Source organism: Spirulina sp. CCNP1310, assembly GCF_034932185.1.
GTDB lineage: Bacteria > Cyanobacteriota > Cyanobacteriia > Cyanobacteriales > Spirulinaceae > Spirulina.
The window spans coordinates 46,706-65,776 of the sequence record NZ_JAYGHW010000090.1; the positions used below are offsets into that span (position 1 = coordinate 46,706).

Sequence of the window (19,071 nt, forward strand, 5' to 3'; positions counted from 1 at the left end):
TTGGCGTAAGCCTGCCGGAGGCACAAAAATCTTTCGCCCTCCCCTCCTTAATTCAAAACGCCCTGGATTTGGGCCGCATCGATCAATGGCGAAAGCGGCCCCCGCTGCTCCATGCCATTCACGGCTAATTCGCTGTGGCAAAGGATTAAGCGTTCTTCAATGCGGGCGGTGAGATCGGCAAGGACGCGGGTTAGTTTGGCGGTTTGCCGTTCCGTTTGTTCCTCTGCTGTCCAGGGCCGGCCGGGATTTTCCCGCAAAAAGCAGTGGTGGGCGAAGAGGTCGGTGGCTCCCCCGGATTGCCAGAGGTTGGAGCCAACATCCAGCCAAAAATGCCAGCGGTGCGATCGCCTCAAATTCCGGTATTGATAAATGGTGGCTAAGAGGACGGCGTTTTCGCCGGTTTCCCGGTGGGCGGGGTAGGCGTTGGCGGTGATTGTGCCGCGCCGGAGGAGTTGAATAAATTGGCTGAGGGTTTCCAGGGGCGATCGCTGCACTCCTTCGTTTTGCCGTAGGCGCGTATCCACCTCCCAAAAATGTTGGGCGGTTTCCATTAAACCCCGCAATACTGCCAATTCTCCATAGGAAAGGGTGCGGGTTTTGTTAAAAAACTGCTCAATGGCTGCGTTTAAAACGACGGGGGGGATGGGGGGATGGGGGGCGCTCTCTTGAATCTGTTGGGTTTGACTTTCAAGCCAATCCCGGATCCGATTGTAGGCCGTCACCACTTGATGGCCAAAGCGATCCCAGCGGGGATAGTCGGTGACGGGGAGGAGGCGGGGGTGTTGGGGATCGAAGTGGTAGCAGTGATCGGAGAGGAGGCCCGCCCGGACGGGATCAATGGCGGTGGGGGGAATTTGGCCCGGTTGGCGATCGCTCAAGACGACGAGCATTTCCGCGAGGCGATCGCGATCAATCAATGCCCCTAAACCGGGATACACCAGGGTTAACAGCGTTAACAATGCCCGCACCAACGGGGAGGTAATCAGGGGCCGCTGTTCATTGAGGGGTTCAACGGCAATATCCTGTTTTTTGAGGATTTCCATCAGCGTATAACGGGCGATCGCATCTAACCCCGGCCCAATCACAGCAATGTCACCGGGGGCAATGCCCTCCTGTTTCACTGCTTTGATCAGCCGCTCTGCTGTAGCCCGCAGTAGGGCAGCGCGGGAAATGGGTAAAAATTCCGGTTCCTCTTCCCCTCGGCAGATCTGTAACAATTCCACCATGGGCGGCAGGGGTATGAGTTCCGAGGGCGATTGAATCACCTTCATCATGATCGGCGTGAGGGTTTCCCCCAAACCGCCAGCGGTGGCCAGGGTTTCACAATGGGCAAAGGTGCTTTGAATTTGGGCGAGGGCATAGGGATCAGCATTCAGCCCCAAACGATTTTGGCCGTTGGGGTTGAACGTCACCACACAGGGGATTTCAGCCGTGAGGGCAGTTTGCAAGAAATCCGCCATCAGGGCCGGATAATCATCCACATCATCGGCAAAGATGCCCCGGTAGCGGCGCAAAAGTTGGCGCTGATAATGGCGATCGCCCAATAAATAACGACCATAGAGATCATAAATTAAGCCATAACTGAGCAAGCCCCTTTCTAAACACCACTGTTGCCAATGGTGGAGGAGATCCCCCCGTTTTTCGCTCATTTCCGGTTTCGTTTCCCAAGTATCCCCCGCTAATCCCTGGCTTAACCGGGGGGCAATCTCTGCTGGGGCAAAGCCACCCGCCCCGGCCAATTGCAACAGATCTAATGTATCCCGCACAAACCGATATTCCATCACCCCCGCAGTATCCAAACCCAGATCATCCAGTTCCCGCTGCCAAAGGGTTGTGGCTAGCTCCTGCTCCGTTTCCGGGCGGAGGCGGAGGGGAAATTGTGCCTTAAGCTGGAGGGCTTGGAAAATCAGCGGCCAGAATAAAAACACCTCATCAATGATGAAGCCACTGGGGGTTTTAAACACCAAGGGATCGCGACAACCCACTTCGAGGAAAAGGCGATCGCTCAAATCCCGCTGATTCGTCGTATTGGCGGTGAGGATTAACACCGCTGGTGTAATCGGCACAACGGCACGAACCCCGCCCCCTTGGGGATGGCCAGGGCTTAACCCCTGCTCGAACACCTGAATCAACCGACGGGTTTTGCCGCTGCGACTGGGGCCGGTAATCCATCGGGAGGGGCAGCGTAAAGGCGATCGCTCAAGATCCCAATTTGAAGGCTTCGAGGATAAATCCATAAATAAACCCCAATTTGAGGGCGTTGAGAATATCCCCCCACAACACCCCCGGCCGGGTGCGTTGGCGGGAGAGGCCATAGGCGAGGCGGTTGACGATTTCAATTAAAACAACGCAGAGCGCAGAGAGGGAAACATCCCAATAGGCCAATTGGCCGGCGGTGGTGGCAATGCCATTGGCCAAGAAAAACCCAAAAAGTAAGGCCAACAGCACCAAAGACAGCCGCCGCCAAGGGTTGTTGGCCCATTGGGTAGCGCGATCGCCCGCATTGTTTAACAGTTGGTTTAAGCGTGTTTCTTGCATGATCCTACCTGATTAGCGATAACCATGTTCAGTGAGAAAATCGAGGCTTAACGGGGCTTCTCCTCGGTGGCCGGTGAGGAATTTTTCCACATATTTTCCGAGGATATCCCCTTCGAGGTTGACCCAATTGCCGGGGGTAAGGTGGGCTAAATTGGTATGGGCATAGGTGTGGGGAATGACGGCGACGGTGAAACTGTGGCGATCGCATCGGGCAATGGTGAGGCTGATGCCATTGACGGCAATGCTGCCTTTGTTGACGAGGTAGGGGGCGATCGCCCCTTCCCATTGTTCCCAAAAATCCGCCACTGGGCCAAAGGTCATTTCCCAAGCCCCAGCCATCATCAACACCGATTGCAACTCTCCCACCCCATCCACATGGCCCGTCACAAAATGACCGCCCATCTTCCCCCCCACCCGCAGCGAGGGTTCTAAATTGACCGGCGTTCTGGTTTTACTCCGTTGCCCCAAACAGGTGCGATCGACGGTTTCCGGGGAAACCGTGGCGATAAACCCTTGATTTCCCTGGCTTTCCACCGTCAAACACACCCCATCCACCGCCACACTATCCCCCAGGGCCAAACCCTCAAGTAAGCCCCCATCCGGCTCACAGATCTGAATCTTTAATTGCGTCGGGCCAGCAGTTTCCACCTGGCCGAGGGCCTGTACTAATCCGGTAAACATAGGGTTTTAGAGGGGACTGCTCCTCAGATTAACGGATTTTGGCTAGGATGAGGACTAAAGTCCTCACTACAAACTTCAAATATTGTTCATAGTAACGACTTTAGTCGTTATTATCAATCAGAGGAGGCGATCGCCCTTGTTGGGCATTGCACAATCGGAATCTCCACCACAAACTCCGCCCCCTGGCCCACCTCAGAATTGCAATACATCTTGCCTTTATGACGCTCCACCACCACCTGATAGCTAATCGATAACCCTAACCCTGTCCCCTTGCCCACATCCTTTGTCGTGAAAAAGGGATCAAACAACTTCGAGGCCGAATCCGGCTTAATGCCAATGCCATTATCTAACACCCGAATTCGCACCCATTCCCCGTGAATAATCTGCGTATAAATCCAAATCGTCGGATGCTCATCCTTGACAAACTTCCCCCGCTGCCAAGATTCCTCTAAAGCATCAATGGCATTACTGAGCAAATTCATAAACACCTGATTAAGCTGCCCTGCATAGCATTCCACCGGAGGCAAGTTGGCATAGTCCTTCACCACGGCGATGGGATATTCTAACTTTGGAATAGCCGACTTGAGGCGATTATGCAAAATCATCAACGTGCTTTCAATCCCCTCATGGAGATCCACCTGCTTCACTTCCGCTTCATCAAGACGGGAAAAGGTACGCAGCGATTGAACAATTTCCTGAATCCGCTCTGCCCCCAATACCAAAGAATCCTGAAGCTTAGGTAAATCTTCCTTAAGAAAGTCTAATTCCACATCCTCAATCAGATTTTCCAAATCTTCAGAAATATCGGGAAATTCTGCTTGATAGGCTTCGATCAACCGCAATAGATCTTTTGTGTAATTTTTAGCATAGACCAAATTGCCAGAAATAAAATTCACCGGGTTGTTAATTTCGTGGGCCACCCCCGCCACCATCTGCCCCACACTGGACATTTTTTCACTTTGGATCAAGTGGGTTTGGGCCTGTTGGAGTTCGTTGAGGGTGCGTTGCAGTTTTTCGCTGTGTTGTTTGTGGCGCAGGGCCTCTTCGGCCTGCTTGCGCTCGGTAATGTCGCGAAACGTACCCGTAAAAAAAGACCGGGGGCCCAAGTTGGCTTTGGTGAGCGTCACTTCAACGGGAAAAATCGAACCATCGGCCCGATGGCCGATCACTTCCTGGGGGCCATTATCGAGAAGGCGTTTAATCAGGGTGGAGCGATCGCTCAGGGTTTCCGTAGACCAGCCGATCAGTTTCATAATTGAAAGGCCAGGTAACTGGTGATTAGGATATTGAAACACCCGCTCGGCACTGGGATTAGCAGAAATAATTTCTAACGTTGTGGTATTAAACGTGATAATCGCATCGGTGGCGGTGGTGATAATCGCCCGCGTGCGCGTGACCGCCTCTTCCATCGCGGTCATCACTTGGTTATAACGGGTCGCAATATGGCCCACTTCTGTAAAGAGCGTTACCGGAACTCGCGCCGTCAGATCCTTGGTGCGGGCTTGGTATTCCATCACCTCAAACAAATCATAAAGCTCAGTTTTGGCATCATGCTCAGATACATTCAGCCCCCGCTCCTCATCAACACTGGAAACCCGCAGCGGAAAGAGCCGATTGATTTGCCAGAGAATGATAAATGTCAACCCAAACGCCCACAGAAATCCTGTGCCAATCCCCAATAGCTGTATGCCAATTTGTTGCCAGCGACTTAACCCGTTGCCGATTAAATCTAAATTACCAAACACCCCCACCGCTAAGGTTCCCCACAGCCCTGCCCCAGCATGAACAGGTATGGCATCGACCGCATCATCAATTTGCCAACGATTGAGGAGATACATGGTGAAGATCATCACCGCTGCCCCAATACTGCCCGTAATGAAGGCCAGGGGTGTGCTGAGGATATTACAGGCGGCTGTAACCGCCACCAATCCGGCAATGGAACCATTGATCAAGAGTTCCACTTTGGGCAGTTTTCGTCGTTGCCAGCCGATTACCGCTGCGGTAATCATCCCCCCTGCTCCACCAATGACGGTGTTGACAATGATGACTGGGACTTGGGCATTGAGGGCGAAGGTGCTGCCGCCATTAAACCCTAACCAACCAAACCACAGCAGCATTGCCCCCAGGACGGACATGGGTAGATTAGAGCCTTGGATGGTTTGGGAGGATTTGTCCTTGGGGAAGCGGCCGAGGCGGGGGCCAACGACGAGCAAGGTGGCGAGGCTAATCCAACCGCCGACGCTATGAACGACGCTAGAGCCTGCAAAATCTGTAAATCCCAGTTGTCCTAACCAGCCCAAGACTTGCCCTTGATCGGCTCCGTTCCACACCCAATGGCCATAGATGGGGTAAATCAGACCGGAGGAAATGGCAGAAATGACGAGATAGGCTTGAAATTTGAGGCGCTCTGCCACTGCCCCAGAAACGATGGTGGTGGCAGTGCTGCAAAACATCATCTGGAAGAGAAAAAATGTGGCGTTGTGATCATTGCCGTTAAAGTCGAGCAAAAATCCAGAGTTGCCCCACAGACCTAAGCGGCTGATGCCAAACATCAAAGCATAGCCAAATCCCCAAAAGAGGGCGACTGAAATCCCAAAGTCTGCCAGGTTTTTAACCGCAACGTTGATGTTATTTTTGGAACGGGTTAGCCCACATTCAAGACACATGAAGCCGGGTTGCATCAGGAAGACTAACCCGGCTGAAACAATGATCCACAGAATATCGGTCACTGGTTTTGCAAAGGTGCTCACGGATTTTTTCCCATTGTGTCGCTTGTGTTTAGAAAGAATTGTGATTTTTTATACATTACTTTTGGTTTTGGCCGCAAATCTTAACAGGATCTCGAAAAATACCGGGGGCGATTCAGGAGGCGATCGCCTCCCCCTTTTTTTTAACAACAAAATATTTCCTCCTTGTTCTCAGGAGGAAAATGATCAAGCCTTGGGGCCATTTTTTCAGCTTGGCTTCGTTCTTCTCTGCGTCGTCCGCAGGATCCGGAATTTCCCCCACAGGGGAGGCAAGACTCTTGGGGGCGATGGGGGCGATGGGGGCGATCGCGCCCTCCCCCTCAACCCACCCATCCCAGGTTCGGTTTTCCCAACATTTAGACCAAAGTCTAATAACCCTCTACCCCCTTCGTGGATTACGCTAAACCCGAATAAGTCTTTTCATTCCAACCCTTAAACTTACTCAACCGTAGCGTAGCGGGGTGGAATACAGCCCCATGCGGGCCTCAAGACGCAACACCCCATTCCACCTCAGCAGATTCTTTAGCAACCCTAAAGAGCACTGAAATGATTGCTAATTCCAGACGGAGGATAGCCACCCATGGCCTTGGATTATTTTGCACCTGGTGTCTACGTCGAAGAAGTTGACCGTGGTAGTCGCCCCATTGAGGGAGTCAGCCTCAGTGTCGCTGGATTTATCGGGTTTACCGAAGAAGTGCGCGGCGATGCCGAACTCTTCAAGCCGATTATGATCACCAACTTCGACCAATACCTAGAGTATTTTGGCAAGCCTGGCTCAGACGGGTTTACCGAATTTAAGCACGTTGGCGAAGACGGCACCGAAACCACCCACTACCCCTATTTACCCTTTGCGGTTCAGGGTTGGTTCCTCAATGGTGGCGGTCGCTGTTGGGTCACGAGCATTGGCACAAAACTGCCCGGCTCTCCCCCACCTCCTCCGGAAGAAACCGCCACCCCAGTGATGACCGCTGGCGGTAAACCCTCCCTCGCCTTGAACTTGGCCGTAAGTGAAGAAGGCGCAATTGTTCCCGCCGATGGCCCCCGTCTCCGGGTGGTGATCACCGAAAGCACCCCCAAACCCCCTGAAGACCCCGAAGCTGATCCCCCCATTGATGATGGGCAGTTCTTCGATCTCAGAGTTGTCCTTGGGGACAACGTGCTGGAAGAGTATAACAACCTCAGCATGAATCCGGAAGTCGATGCCGCCGTTGCCGATTACGTCGTCACCGCCGTTGCTGAATCGGAATATGTCACCCTCACCGATATCTCCGTCAGCGGTCAAGCCCTTTCTCGCCGGCCCGCCAATGGCCTGTTTGAAATCGCCCCTCCCCCCTACATTTCTCCCTTAGGCAATGCCACCCGTGACATCGCAGGCAGCCGCAACGACAAAAAAGGGATGCAGGGGATGTTTGAGGTGGACGAAATCGCCATGCTCGCCTTCCCGGATTTGATGCTCTTGTTCCAAACCGGCATTTTGGATCTCGATCAAGTCCATGGCGTGATGGAAATGATGGTCAGCCTCTGTGAAAATTCTTTCCCTGGGCCGCCCTACCGCATGGCTGTGGTGGATCCGCCGCCGGTCAAACCCGGTAAAGGCCCCGGCCCTGTTGCCCCCGAAGAGCAAAAACCCCAGGACGTGGACGCATGGCTCACCGCCTTTAACCGTCGCTCGATGTTTGGTGCGCTTTACTACCCCTGGATTAAAGTGGCTAACCCGGCCAATGCCGGCCGGCCGCTCCATGTGCCGCCTTCCGGTCACATGATGGGGGTGTGGTGTCGCGTGGATGGTTCTCGCGGTATCTTCAAGGCCCCTGCGAATGAAGCCCCTCGGGGTGTGCTGGGCTTGGCCTATGACACCAATATGCGTGAACAGGAACTGCTTAACCCCAAAGGTATTAACTGCATTCGTAACTTCGCCAACTACAACCGAGGTTACTTAATTTGGGGTGCGCGTACCCTGGTTGATCCCACCAATATCCAATGGCGTTATATCAGTGTGCGCCGTTTGATGAGCTATGTGGAGAAATCCATTGAAATCGGGACGCAGTGGGTGGTCTTTGAACCCAATGATACGGATCTGTGGTCGCGGGTCACTCGTACCGTAAGTAACTTCCTGGAAGGCCTCTGGCGGGCCGGTGCTTTACAAGGGGGATCGCCTGCGGAATCCTTCTATGTGAAGTGCGATGGGGAATTAAACACCCATGAAACGATGATGATGGGTCGCCTCTATGTTGAGGTGGGAGTCTGCCCGGTGCGACCGGCTGAATTTGTGATCTTCCGCGTTAGCCAATGGGCACCGGGAGGCTGATCTTGATCTCCCCTGGGTGAATCGCAATGGTTTAAGTTGATACCCCCCTATTTTTCCCCATGATTTGGGGAGAAGGGGGAATCTCTAGCCTTAATGGTTGGAATGGCTTTGATGTGTTGCGATCGCCCTTCCTTGGCAACTCCCCCCCAAATTGTCGGTGACTTTGCCACGTTTTCACTTATTTGTGTTTGTTGGATCTTGCTGTAGTCAGTGTTTAGAAGGAGGCTGTGATGCCAGATTTAAATCCAATTCCCACTAGTCGATACTATCTGGAATTTAATGGTCTAGAAGAAAAAATGATTGCCAGTGTGGGAGAGTTTTCCTTTGAAGGCAAAACCACCGGTCATGAAAAACCACTAGCCTCTACCAAAGGGGGCAAAACCCTTTGGCAGAGTACTTCCGCCGGTTTTACCGATAACCCCGATTTTTCAGTGGAAACCTATATCGCTGAAGGTGATATGGATTGGTATAACTGGATGAAATCCACCATGCCTAAGAGTGAAGGGGGTGAAGGGAAGTGGAAAGAAAGCCGTAAAGATGGCACGCTGACGGTTTACAACAGCATGGACGAAGTTGTCATGCAATGGAAGATTACCAACGCTTGGGTTAAAAGTTATAGTCTTTCAGATCTTTCCGCCGACGGTAGTGAGTTTGTCAAAGAAACCTTTGAAATCGTTTGTGAGGATATTCAAAGAACTTCATAGGACTCTTGCTCACGGGTGGCAATTGAGGCAGGTAGAAGAGAGCTAGCGATCCTCTTTGCTCATGATCTTTGTAGCAAAGTGTCCTGTCTAAATAACTAAGCTACCCGGCCCAACTTCAATCATCACATTAGCTGGCGATATTTTCAGCCAAGGTTTTTAAAAATCTTGAGCGGGCAATTTTTTCAGATTGGCATACTGTACTGGGAGTCAGAATCATGGCAAAAGGCGAACTACTGGCAAATTCAAAATTCTACATTACCATTGAAGGGTTTGAAGACTTAATTGTAAAGAGCGTGAGTGGTATTACTACGACATTAGAAGTAGCCGGCTCAGATAGCTCCTATGGTGTTACGAAAGATGGTAAAAGTTTTGTCCAAGCGACGGTGACTGGAGTTAGTAACTCCAATATTACTGTATCTTTTGTCGGAACTGCCGATGATAAACGTCTCTTTGATTGGTGGGATGAATCCCACTCACGGGAGATTAGTGGTGGCGGTTCGGCGAAAAAAGGGGAACGCAAGGCTGCAACTGTCACCCTCTATAACCAAGGGGGTGAGCCAGCAGCAGAATGGCAGATGACAGGTGTTTTTCCGGTTAAGTATTCTGGGACGCAGTTTAGTCCAGATAGTGCTGAACTTTATGTGGAAACCATTGAGTTTGCCTATGAAGGCTTGCACCGGATTAAGTAAATAAAAACTTCAACCCCTTTACGATGCATGATGCGTAAAGCCCCCGTTTTTTAAATGGGGGAGTAGGTCAACTACAACAAGGGTATCTTTGCCCTTGTTGTCTTATTTTTATCTTTCACCTGGAGGGATGAACCACCATGGCAAGAAAAACCGTTAAACTGGGCAAATTACCGGAAATCCTCACCAATAGTAAGTTTTATATTGAATTGTCTCTCTACGGGCAGCAGGAGATTGACGCTTTTTTCAAGGAATGCCAGGGGTTGAAGCGATCGCTCGAAGTCATCGAAATTGCCGAAGTCACCCCCCAAAAATGGGGTAAAAAAGGAGTCGCCACCTATGGCCGCGTCCGCCGCACCGTCCTCCCCGGCAATGCCAAGAGCGATACAATTACCCTCAAGCGTGGCCTCACTAACTCCAACACCCTCTGGCAATGGTTTATTGCCGTTGAAAACGGCAACTGGAATGATCAATTCCGAGACGGCGATATCACCATCTACGACCAAGCCCACATTGAGCAAGCCCGGTTCCGGTTTCGCGGAGCCTGGCCCAGTGGCTACACCATTGGCGACCTCAGTGCCGACGGGAATGAACTCAATATTGAGGAGTTAGAACTCACCGTGGCTCAGTTTTATCGCGTTGCTTCTTAAGGTTGCTTCTTAAAAATGATTGAAACCGAGTTTGAATTTACCCTTCCCAAAGGCTACCTAGACCCCGATGGCAATCTCCACCGGACTGGGGTGATGCGTTTGGCCCGGGCCATGGATGAAATCGTTCCCATGCGGGATCCGAGGGTGAAGGGCAACCCCGCCTATGCAACGGTGATTATTCTCTCCCGGGTGATTATCCGCTTAGGCGCATTGGATGAAATTACACCGATGGTGATTGAAGAACTGTTTGCCGCTGATTTAAACTATCTCCAAACCTTTTACCGGCAAATTAATGAATTGGAAGAGGAGGGTTAGGCATCATGTTGTTACGTGAATCCACTTTTACGCTCCCCAAAGGATGGTTAACCCCAGAGGGGGAATTACTCCAAACTGGAACCATTCGCCCCACCACGGGTTTAGATGAATTAATCGCCCAAAGTGATCCCCGCGTGGTGGCAGATCCCCTCTATTTGCCCTTTGTATTACTCTCTCAGGTGATTACAACCTTGGGACATTGGACAATAGTCACGCCCACAGATTTAGAAAGTTTATTTCTCCGGGATATGCTCTATTTGCAATGGGTTTATCACCTGATCAATCAAGAGGATGGAGCAAGGGCCAGCATGGGGGAATTATCGGCTACCCTTTGGAGCAACTTTACCAAGAGGTAGCCTATATTGCCCTCCATTTTCATTGGTCGCGGGATGATATTCTTGCCCTTGGTCATCAAGAACGGCGGCTTTGGGTGGCGGAAATTAGCCATCAGGTGGAGTGAGGTGCTTTGCGCAATTCATTGCCCCGCCAAGCAACAGATCCCGGAGATGTCCCCTATAATAAGCGAGTCGTCTTCAATCCCCCTGCTTCTGGACTTTCTCAATGGTAGATTCCCCCCCCAATGACTCCCGTCAATCCAAGCCACTCCTCCTCCAGGCTGCCCGTGCTTGGCTCCCGGCATTGCTGTGGAGTGGGGTATGGCTAGTTTCTGTGTCTGCCACTGTATTGGCAACCTTGAGCTTGCTCAGTCCAGGAAAACCGGAGGCGGTGTTACCCGAACCCATTGGTTTAGAGGATGAATTACCCCTTCGCCCCGAAGATCGGATGATTGGCGAAGATGATGTGGCGTTAAAGGTTATTCCTGAGCCTGCGGCGATTCGCGATGGGCAAAGCCCGGTCGAAGACCATCGCGCACCTATCACCCCCATTGCCACCCCTATCCCCTCTGGAGAACGGCCATCGGAGCAAACACCCTTTCCGTTAGGATTGCTGGTGTTATTAACTGTGGGTTGTGGCTCTCTTTCCTTTGTGATTACCTGGATTCTCCGCTCGGCTCCGGTGGCTTTACCGGCTCAACCCCCCCGACCCCTAACCCCCCCTAAACGGCTGATTCTCCCTCCTACCCAAAGGCCTCCGGTTCAACCCATGGGCCAGTCAGAACGGGCCATGGCTGCTTCCCGGCCAAGGGTGGCTGCGTCCCCTGCTCCCCGTGTTGCCCAAAAACAATCTTTCTCCCCTCCGGTGCATCAAGGCTTGCCACCAACAGGACAGCCCCGGGTCACAATTTTGGCACCGGAGGAACTCACTCCCCTGGATGAAATGCCCCTTCCCCCTGATGACAGCCTTAATTTAGTGGATCAATTGGACATTCGCCGTCGTTATAGTTTGTCTGCTCTGATTCGTGATTCGGAGTATTGATTGACTATGTGGCAATCCCTCTGGCATTGGCTGGAACGGCTGAAACGATGGTGGCAACGGTTATGGGGCAAATCGCCTCAATTGCCTCAACGGGTGGAGAGCGTCACGCTGCCTGAAGTGGTGGCGACTCTGCAACCTCTGACGGCAACGGATTATGAGTTTATGTTTAATCAACTGTTGGAGGGTGTGGCCCATGGTTGGCAAACCCAACGGGTGGAAAAGTTTTTTCAGCAGGTGGGCGATCGCGCCACTGTCACCGATTGGGTGAATTGGATCAGTACCTTTAGCCAAACTGTCCTCAATTCCCCTCAGCCCAATGTGGAATTGGCGCGACGCTTAGAACTGCTGGCCATTCAAACCCAACATATTCCCCATGTTTCTGAAATTGGCGCAATTTCCTATGCTTTATCCACCCAAATCATGCTCCGGCAAACTGGGGGGGTAATCTGGGAATACGAGGGCCCAGATCGTTAAGGGATTAAGCTTGGAAGAACGCCACCCCCGATTGCAGGGAATGGGACTGCTCCGCTAAGTTGGTGGAAATTTGCGACAGATGGGCTGCCATGCGGTTGTTTTGCTGCATTACCTGTTCCAATTGTTGGATGGCTTGTTGGATTTGGTTAGAGCCTTGGAGTTGCTCCTGATTAGAAAGTGCGATGAACTCGATCTGGTCTGAGGTTTCACGAATGCTAGGCACTAATTGATCGAGCATTTGACCGGCGGTTTGGACGCTTTTTAAACTGCTGTGGGATAGCTGATTAATTTCTAAGGCGGCTTTGCGGGTGTGTTCAGCGAGTTTGCGAATTTCGATCGCCACCACGCCAAAGCCATTGGTATTGTCCTGCGATCGCACCGCTTCAATACTGGCATTGAGGGCCAACATATTGGTTTGGGTGGCAATGTCTTCAATGAGCGTAATCCGTTGACTAATGGCGGTCATCGCCGCCACCGCTGCTTGCATTGCTTTTCCGGTGGCTTCAGCATCGAAGGCCACCTTTTGGGCGATCGCTTGGGTGGAATTGGCCCGCTCGGCTGTTTGGCGCATTTCATCGGTCATCTTTGTAATCGCCACCGAAGCCTCTTGGGCGGCGGTGGCCTGTTCCGTGGCCCCTGAGGACATTTGTACGGCACTGCTACTCATCCCCTGACTCCCGGCGGTAATCGCCTCGGCTGTGGTTTGCACTTGGCGGACAATTTTCTGAAACGTCCCCACCATATGAGCTAAAGACCGGAGCAACTGCCCCACCTCATCCTCACTTTCAGCATCAATATGGAGATTGAGCGCCCCTTCAGAAAGTCGATTATGGAGTTGGACGGTTTGTTGGAGGGGGAGAACAATGGATCGGGTAATGGCGATCGCCACCCCAATCGTCCCCAATACCGCCAAACTCACCACCCCCCAGGTCATTTGCAACGCTAGATTTCGCGAGGCTTGGGCCTCCTCCATAAACAGCGTGGCGCGATTATCGGCAAAGTCGGCGATCTTATCCATCTCCGCAAAAATTAACTGGGTTTGCTGCCCACCCCGGCCATTACGACTGGTGATCTGGGCTGCCCCGGCATTATTGCCCGCCCGTTTGAGGGCGATGACTTGGTTACGAATCGGCTGCCAGTCCTCAAAAATCGCCTTAGCGGCGGCCACATCCGCTTGATCTCCTAAAAAACGTTCCTCAATGATTGCAAATTGCTCATACACCTCCGCTTCCTGCTCCTCAATGAGGGCCACAGCCACATCTAACTCTTGGGGATTCATGGCCAAAACCACATCCTTAATACCACGATGCATCGTCAAAATTCCCACCCTGGCTTTTAAAACTGAAGTACTGACAGTGTAAGGATGGTAATAAAGCTTCTCCGTCAACTCTGCCAAATAACTCATATTGCCAATGGTGTACACACTCACCCCAAAGACAGTTGCCACCATCACCCCAAACCCCAAACCCAACCTGGTGCCAATTTTAAAATGACCCAGGCGAACCCTAGATTGTGAATTACTCATTGTCCTAAACTCCTAACCGAAAAGATGGGTTTTTGTGCAGATCAACTGCGGTAGAATTCCCCCCCAGATGTGAAAAAAATAACGACTAAAGTCGTTACTACAAACGGGTCTTCACAATTTAAGGTGATAAGCTAAATGTATTTAAATTGAAACCTTGTCGGGGCGAAAAATTTTTCGCCCTCATGCCCAGCATCCAATCGAGCCAATTTCACCCTATTTCCTGAAGACCCCTATAAACCTAGTTCGTAGTGCGGAATTTAGTCCACTCCCTCCCCTAGGAAATCATGCTTAACGCATCAGGATGGTAAGACTGGATACCTTTCATATACTGCACCCGCTCAAAAGCACTTTCATCGGGGCAATTAATCTGACTCATACTCCCCTGCATTTGCCGCACCGATTCGTATTCATGCTCCTCCATCCAATGACGCATTTCCGTTTCTAACGTACTCAAATAAGGAATACCATGGCGCAACAGCACCGAACAAACCTGCGTAATTTTCGCCCCCGCCATCAGCAGTTTAATCGCATCCCGGCCGTGGCTAACCCCGCTGGTTGCCGCTAAATCCGCATTAATCCGTCCAAACAGCAGCGCAATCCACCGCATCGGCAAACGCATCGCCTGGGGCGTACTGAGGAGAATATTGGGGCGGACTACCAATTCATCGATATCAATATCTGGCTGATAAAAACGGTTAAACAACACCAAGCCATCAATGCCCGTGTGATCTAACTGTTTGGCCATATAGGCCATGTTGGTGAAAAAGGGACTGAGCTTGATGGCCACGGGGATCGTGACAGCGGATTTGACGGCTTGGGCGATCGCCACATATTCCGCCTCCACCTCCGCCCCCGATTGTTCCGGGTTTGTCGGGATATTGTAAATATTTAACTCAATGGCATCAGCCCCCGCCTCCTGCATCTGTTGGGCAAATTCCGTCCAGCCCCCTAAGGTCGAACCATTAAGGGAAGCAATAATCGGAATTTCCGTCATCGCCTTAGCCTGTTGAATATGCTCTAAATAGGTTTGCGCCCCCACATGGAACGTTTCCGGTTCAGGGAAATAGCTCAACGCTTCGGCAAAACTATCCGTCCCATAGCTGAGGTGATGGTGCAATTCATGCTGTTCTTGCTCCAATTGCTCTTCAAAAATGCTATGGAGAACGATCGCCGCCGCCCCCGCATCTTCCAAGCGTTTAATATCATCGAGGTTCTCACTCAAAGGAGCCGCCGCCGAGGGAACGAGGGGGGATTTGAGATTCAGACCGAGGTAGGTAGTGGTTAAATCCATGATCAGGTTTGGGTAGGGGGAAGGGAATGTAGGGGCGAAAAATGTTTCGCCCTAGGGATGTAGGGGCGAAAAATATTTCGCCCTCACACCAATCTATGCGTTGCTCTCGTTGCTCTTTCCTTCCGAAGAAAGACGCGGGCGGTGAGGCCCGCATCACGACTCACAACTGCAACGGATTATTCGACTGATTCGCTGGCCGCTGGGTTCGCCAATTGTCGCGCTGCGAGATATTGATACATCTGCCAACGGGTGTTTACATCCTCCTGAGCCTCTGCCCAGAGGACTTTCGCTTCCGCTGGTTTGGTTTTCGTCAACATCTTGAAGCGGTTTTCGGCGTTGAAGGTTTCGCTCACGGGTTTTTTCGGAGCGCGGGAATCCAACTGCAAGGGGTTTTGCCCCTGGGCCACCAGATCCGGGTTATAGCGGTAGAGCAACCACCGGCCACTTTCGACGATCGCCTTTTGATGGGTCATGGCCGTTTGCATATTGATGCCGTGGGCGATGCAGTGGGAATAGGCAATGATCAGCGAGGGGCCATCGTAGGCTTCCGCCTCTAGGAAGGCCCGCAGCGTATGCTCATCCCGCGCCCCCATGGCCACAGAAGCCACATAGATATTGCCGTAGGTCATGGCAATTAAGCCCAGATCCTTCTTAGCGGCGGGTTTCCCGCCAGCGGCGAACTTGGCCACCGCCCCCCGTGGGGTCGCCTTCGAGGATTGGCCGCCGGTATTGGAATAAACTTCCGTATCCATCACCAACACATTGACATTGCGGCCACTGGCGAGGACATGATCCAAACCGCCGTAACCAATGTCATAGGCCCAGCCATCACCGCCAATAATCCACACGGATTTTTTCACCAGATAATCCGCCAAACTGAGGAGTTGTTGCGCTGCTGGCCCTTCCATCCGGCTCAGGTGCTGTTTCAACGTCGCCACCCGTTCCCGTTGTTCCCAAATTTCCGCCTCGTCCACCTGTTGGGTATTGAGCAGACCACTGGCTAAATCGTCGCCAATTTCTGGGGCCAATTGGGCCACCAGTTCAGCGGCAAACTTGGCGTGTTTATCCAAGGAAACCCGGAACCCCATGCCAAACTCGGCATTATCTTCAAAGAGGGAGTTAGACCAAGTGGGGCCGCGGCCATGGGCATCGGTGGCCCAAGGGGTAGTAGGCAAATTCCCCCCATAGATGGAGGAGCAGCCGGTGGCGTTGGCGATCACCATGCGATCGCCAAACAATTGCGACACCAGTTTGAGATAGGGAGTTTCCCCACAACCAGCACAGGCTCCGGAGAACTCAAACAGCGGTTCTTGCAGTTGTTGCTGCCGGATTTGATTCAGCTTCAAACCATTGCGATCGGGGTTGGGCAAATTGAGGAAGAAATCCCAGTTTTCCCGTTCCGGCTCCCGCAGGGGGGGCTGTGGGGCCATGTTCAACGCCTTGAGGGAGGGTTGAGATTTATTTTTCGCGGGGCAAATATCCACACAAATGCCGCAGCCGGTGCAATCTTCCGGGGCTACTTGGATCGTGAATTTTTGACCCGTGAAATCCTTATCGCGGCTCTCGGTGGCTTTAAATGTTGCCGGTGCATTACCCAACTGATCCGGGCTGTAGACCTTGCCGCGAATCGTGGCATGGGGGCAAACCATCATACATTTGCCACACTGCACACAAACATCAGGATCCCAGGTGGGGATGAACTGGGCCACATTGCGTTTTTCCCATTTGGAGGTGGCTGTGGGGTAAGTGCCATCGCAGGGCAAAGCACTCACCGGGAGATCATCCCCCGCTTTAACCAGGATTGCACCCTCCACATCCCGGACAAATTCCGGCGCACCAGGAGCCATAGCGGGCAAACGGCGAACGGGGGAATCCGCCACACCGAGGGGAACCTCAAAGAGGTTATCGAGGGTGTTATCCACTGCCTTGAGGTTCATGGCGACGATCGCCACCCCCTTCTTGCCATAGGTTTTCTCAATGGCGTGCTTAATTTGGGCGATCGCCTCTTCCTTGGGCAACACCCCCGACAGGGCAAAGAAACAGGTTTGCATCACCGTATTAATCCGGCCACCCATACCACTCTCGCGGGCCACCTTATAGGCATTAATAGCGTAGAACTTCAAACCCTTACGGACAATCTGCTCCTGGGTTTCCAAGGGCAATTCACGCCACACATCCTCCGGTTCGCTGGTGGTGTTGAGCAGGAACGTGGCTCCCGGTGCAGCATCTTTGAGCAGATCCAATTTTTCTAGGAAAATTGGCTGATGACAGGCGATAAAGTTGGCCTGATTGATTAAATAGGTGCTGCGGATCAAATTGGGGCCAAACCGGAGATGGGAAACCGTCACCGCCCCGGATTTTTTCGAGTCATAGACAAAATAACCCTGGGCATAGTTCTCCGTTTCAGAACCGATAATTTTAATCGAGTTCTTATTCGCCCCCACCGTACCATCAGACCCCAACCCGTAGAACATTGCCCGCACGACGCTATCCGGCTCGGTGGAAAAACTGGCATCGTATTCTAGGGAAGTGTGGGTAACATCATCGTTAATCCCCACCGTGAAGTGATTTTTCGGTTTCGCTGCTGAGAGGTTGTCAAAAACGCTCTTGACCATGGCGGGGTTAAATTCCTTCGAGGAGAGGCCATAGCGACCGCTCACCACCTTCGGGAAAGTCCCCTCCCAAGCCTCCACCAAGGCATTCAGCACATCTTGATAAAGGGGTTCCCCAGCACAACCGGGTTCTTTGGTGCGATCCAGAACGGCGATCGCCGCCACCGTTTCCGGCAAAGCCGCCGCAAATTTCGCCACATCCCAAGGGCGATAAAGGCGCACCTTCAGCACCCCCACCTTTTCCCCCTGGCCGGTGAGGTAATCGACGGTTTCATGCACCGCCTCACAGCCCGAACCCATCAAGACAATCACCCGCGTTGCATCCGGTGCGCCGTGGTATTCAAAAATTTGATAGGCCCGACCCGTCAAACTGGCCAGCTTATCCATGGCGGCCTGCACCTGGTCAGGGCAAGCGGCATAGAAAGGATTGACACTTTCTCGCGCTTGGAAATAAACGTCGGGATTTTGGGCAGTACCCCGCAGGACGGGGCGATCGGGGGTCATGGCGCGATCGCGGTGGGCAAACACCCAATCCATGGAGATCATTGCCCCCAACTGCTCGTCACTGAGGGGTTCAATTTTTTGAATCTCATGGGAGGTGCGGAACCCATCAAAGAAATGAAGGAAGGGAATTCGGGTTTCCAAACTCACCGCATGGGCCACCAGGGCGAGATCCTGCGCTTCCTGCACCGAAGCCGAGCAGAGCAAACCAAACCCCGTCGCCCGGGCCGCCATCACATCGCTGTGATCCCCAAAAATCGATAACCCTTGGGCCGCGAGCGATCGCGCCGCCACATGGATCACACAGGGGCTAAGTTCCCCCGCAATCTTGTAGAGGTTGGGAACCATCAACAGCAACCCCTGGGAAGCCGTGAAGGTTGTCGTTAACGAGCCAGTTTGGAGTGCGCCGTGAACTGTTCCGGCCGCGCCGCCTTCCGCCTGCATTTCCACGACAGCGGGGATCGTCCCCCATAGGTTGGTTTGGCCTTCACTCATCCAAGCATCCGCCCATTCCCCCATCGGAGAAGCGGGGGTAATGGGGTAAATGGCAATGACTTCGTTAAGTTTGTAGGCAACTCGTGCAACGGCTTCGTTGCCGTCAAGGGTGATATAGGTTTTGGTCGTCATGGTAAGACCTGCTGAATGAATGTGTATGCCACGTT

General features: G+C 52.5%; 16 protein-coding genes. 9 read left to right on the plus strand and 7 right to left on the minus strand.

Features of this window, described 5'->3' with window-relative positions; all coding sequences use genetic code 11:
* Positions 1–47: 47 nt before the first annotated feature.
* The 4 genes from VB712_RS15085 to amt all read right to left on the minus strand — a co-directional run bounded on the left by VB712_RS15085 (position 48) and on the right by amt (position 5,948).
* Entirely contained in the window at positions 48–2,237 is a 2,190-nt protein-coding gene (locus tag VB712_RS15085; RefSeq protein WP_323256148.1) for a recombinase family protein, read from the minus strand.
* Complete coding sequence (locus VB712_RS15090; protein ID WP_323256149.1) at positions 2,200–2,538, minus strand: DUF565 domain-containing protein; 339 nt, start codon at positions 2,536–2,538, stop codon at positions 2,200–2,202. Before VB712_RS15090 ends, VB712_RS15085 begins: the two co-directional genes overlap by 38 nt.
* Before the next feature lie 12 nt (positions 2,539–2,550).
* On the minus strand, positions 2,551–3,219 hold the full coding sequence (gene ribE / locus VB712_RS15095) for a riboflavin synthase (protein WP_323256151.1): 669 nt from the start codon (positions 3,217–3,219) through the stop codon (positions 2,551–2,553).
* Positions 3,220–3,332: 113 nt separating this feature from the next.
* Positions 3,333–5,948 (minus strand): ammonium transporter, encoded by a 2,616-nt coding sequence (amt, locus tag VB712_RS15100; RefSeq protein ID WP_323256153.1) that lies wholly within the window; start codon positions 5,946–5,948, stop codon positions 3,333–3,335.
* Between the two features lie 598 nt (positions 5,949–6,546).
* On the opposite strand from amt, the gene VB712_RS15105 reads away from it, so the two are divergent.
* From VB712_RS15105 to VB712_RS15145, 9 genes are all read left to right on the plus strand, one after another.
* Positions 6,547–8,274, plus strand: a complete 1,728-nt coding sequence (locus VB712_RS15105; RefSeq protein WP_323256155.1) for a phage tail sheath family protein — start codon at positions 6,547–6,549, stop codon at positions 8,272–8,274.
* 230 nt (positions 8,275–8,504) lie between these two features.
* Entirely contained in the window at positions 8,505–8,978 is a 474-nt protein-coding gene (locus tag VB712_RS15110) for a phage tail protein (RefSeq protein ID WP_323256157.1), read from the plus strand.
* Positions 8,979–9,193: 215 nt separating this feature from the next.
* The gene (locus VB712_RS15115; protein WP_323256159.1) at positions 9,194–9,667 is read left to right on the plus strand and encodes a phage tail protein; all 474 of its coding nucleotides are present in this window, start codon (positions 9,194–9,196) and stop codon (positions 9,665–9,667) included.
* A 137-nt stretch (positions 9,668–9,804) separates the two neighbouring features.
* A complete protein-coding gene (locus tag VB712_RS15120; RefSeq protein ID WP_323256161.1) occupies positions 9,805–10,314 on the plus strand; it encodes a phage tail protein in 510 nt (169 codons plus the stop codon).
* A gap of 15 nt (positions 10,315–10,329) precedes the next feature.
* Positions 10,330–10,629 carry a phage tail assembly protein gene (locus VB712_RS15125; RefSeq protein WP_323256163.1) on the plus strand — a complete coding sequence of 100 codons (300 nt, stop codon included), beginning with the start codon at positions 10,330–10,332 and terminating at the stop codon, positions 10,627–10,629.
* A 5-nt stretch (positions 10,630–10,634) separates the two neighbouring features.
* Positions 10,635–10,985: a hypothetical protein gene (locus tag VB712_RS15130; RefSeq protein WP_323256165.1), complete on the plus strand. Its 351-nt coding sequence runs from the start codon at positions 10,635–10,637 to the stop codon at positions 10,983–10,985.
* Complete coding sequence (locus VB712_RS15135) at positions 10,961–11,089, plus strand: DUF6760 family protein (RefSeq protein ID WP_323256167.1); 129 nt, start codon at positions 10,961–10,963, stop codon at positions 11,087–11,089. The genes VB712_RS15130 and VB712_RS15135 overlap by 25 nt, the downstream gene beginning before the upstream one ends.
* A gap of 101 nt (positions 11,090–11,190) precedes the next feature.
* Positions 11,191–12,006, plus strand: a complete 816-nt coding sequence (locus VB712_RS15140) for a hypothetical protein (RefSeq protein WP_323256169.1) — start codon at positions 11,191–11,193, stop codon at positions 12,004–12,006.
* Between the two features lie 6 nt (positions 12,007–12,012).
* Positions 12,013–12,480, plus strand: a complete 468-nt coding sequence (locus tag VB712_RS15145) for a hypothetical protein (protein WP_323256171.1) — start codon at positions 12,013–12,015, stop codon at positions 12,478–12,480.
* A 4-nt stretch (positions 12,481–12,484) separates the two neighbouring features.
* On the opposite strand, the gene VB712_RS15150 is transcribed toward VB712_RS15145, so the two are convergent.
* The 3 genes from VB712_RS15150 to nifJ form a co-directional block, all read right to left on the minus strand.
* Positions 12,485–14,005: a methyl-accepting chemotaxis protein gene (locus VB712_RS15150; RefSeq protein WP_323256173.1), complete on the minus strand. Its 1,521-nt coding sequence runs from the start codon at positions 14,003–14,005 to the stop codon at positions 12,485–12,487.
* Between the two features lie 274 nt (positions 14,006–14,279).
* Complete coding sequence (locus tag VB712_RS15155; protein WP_323256175.1) at positions 14,280–15,296, minus strand: dihydroorotate dehydrogenase-like protein; 1,017 nt, start codon at positions 15,294–15,296, stop codon at positions 14,280–14,282.
* Between the two features lie 176 nt (positions 15,297–15,472).
* Complete coding sequence (gene nifJ / locus VB712_RS15160; protein ID WP_323256178.1) at positions 15,473–19,036, minus strand: pyruvate:ferredoxin (flavodoxin) oxidoreductase; 3,564 nt, start codon at positions 19,034–19,036, stop codon at positions 15,473–15,475.
* Positions 19,037–19,071 lie beyond the last annotated feature (35 nt).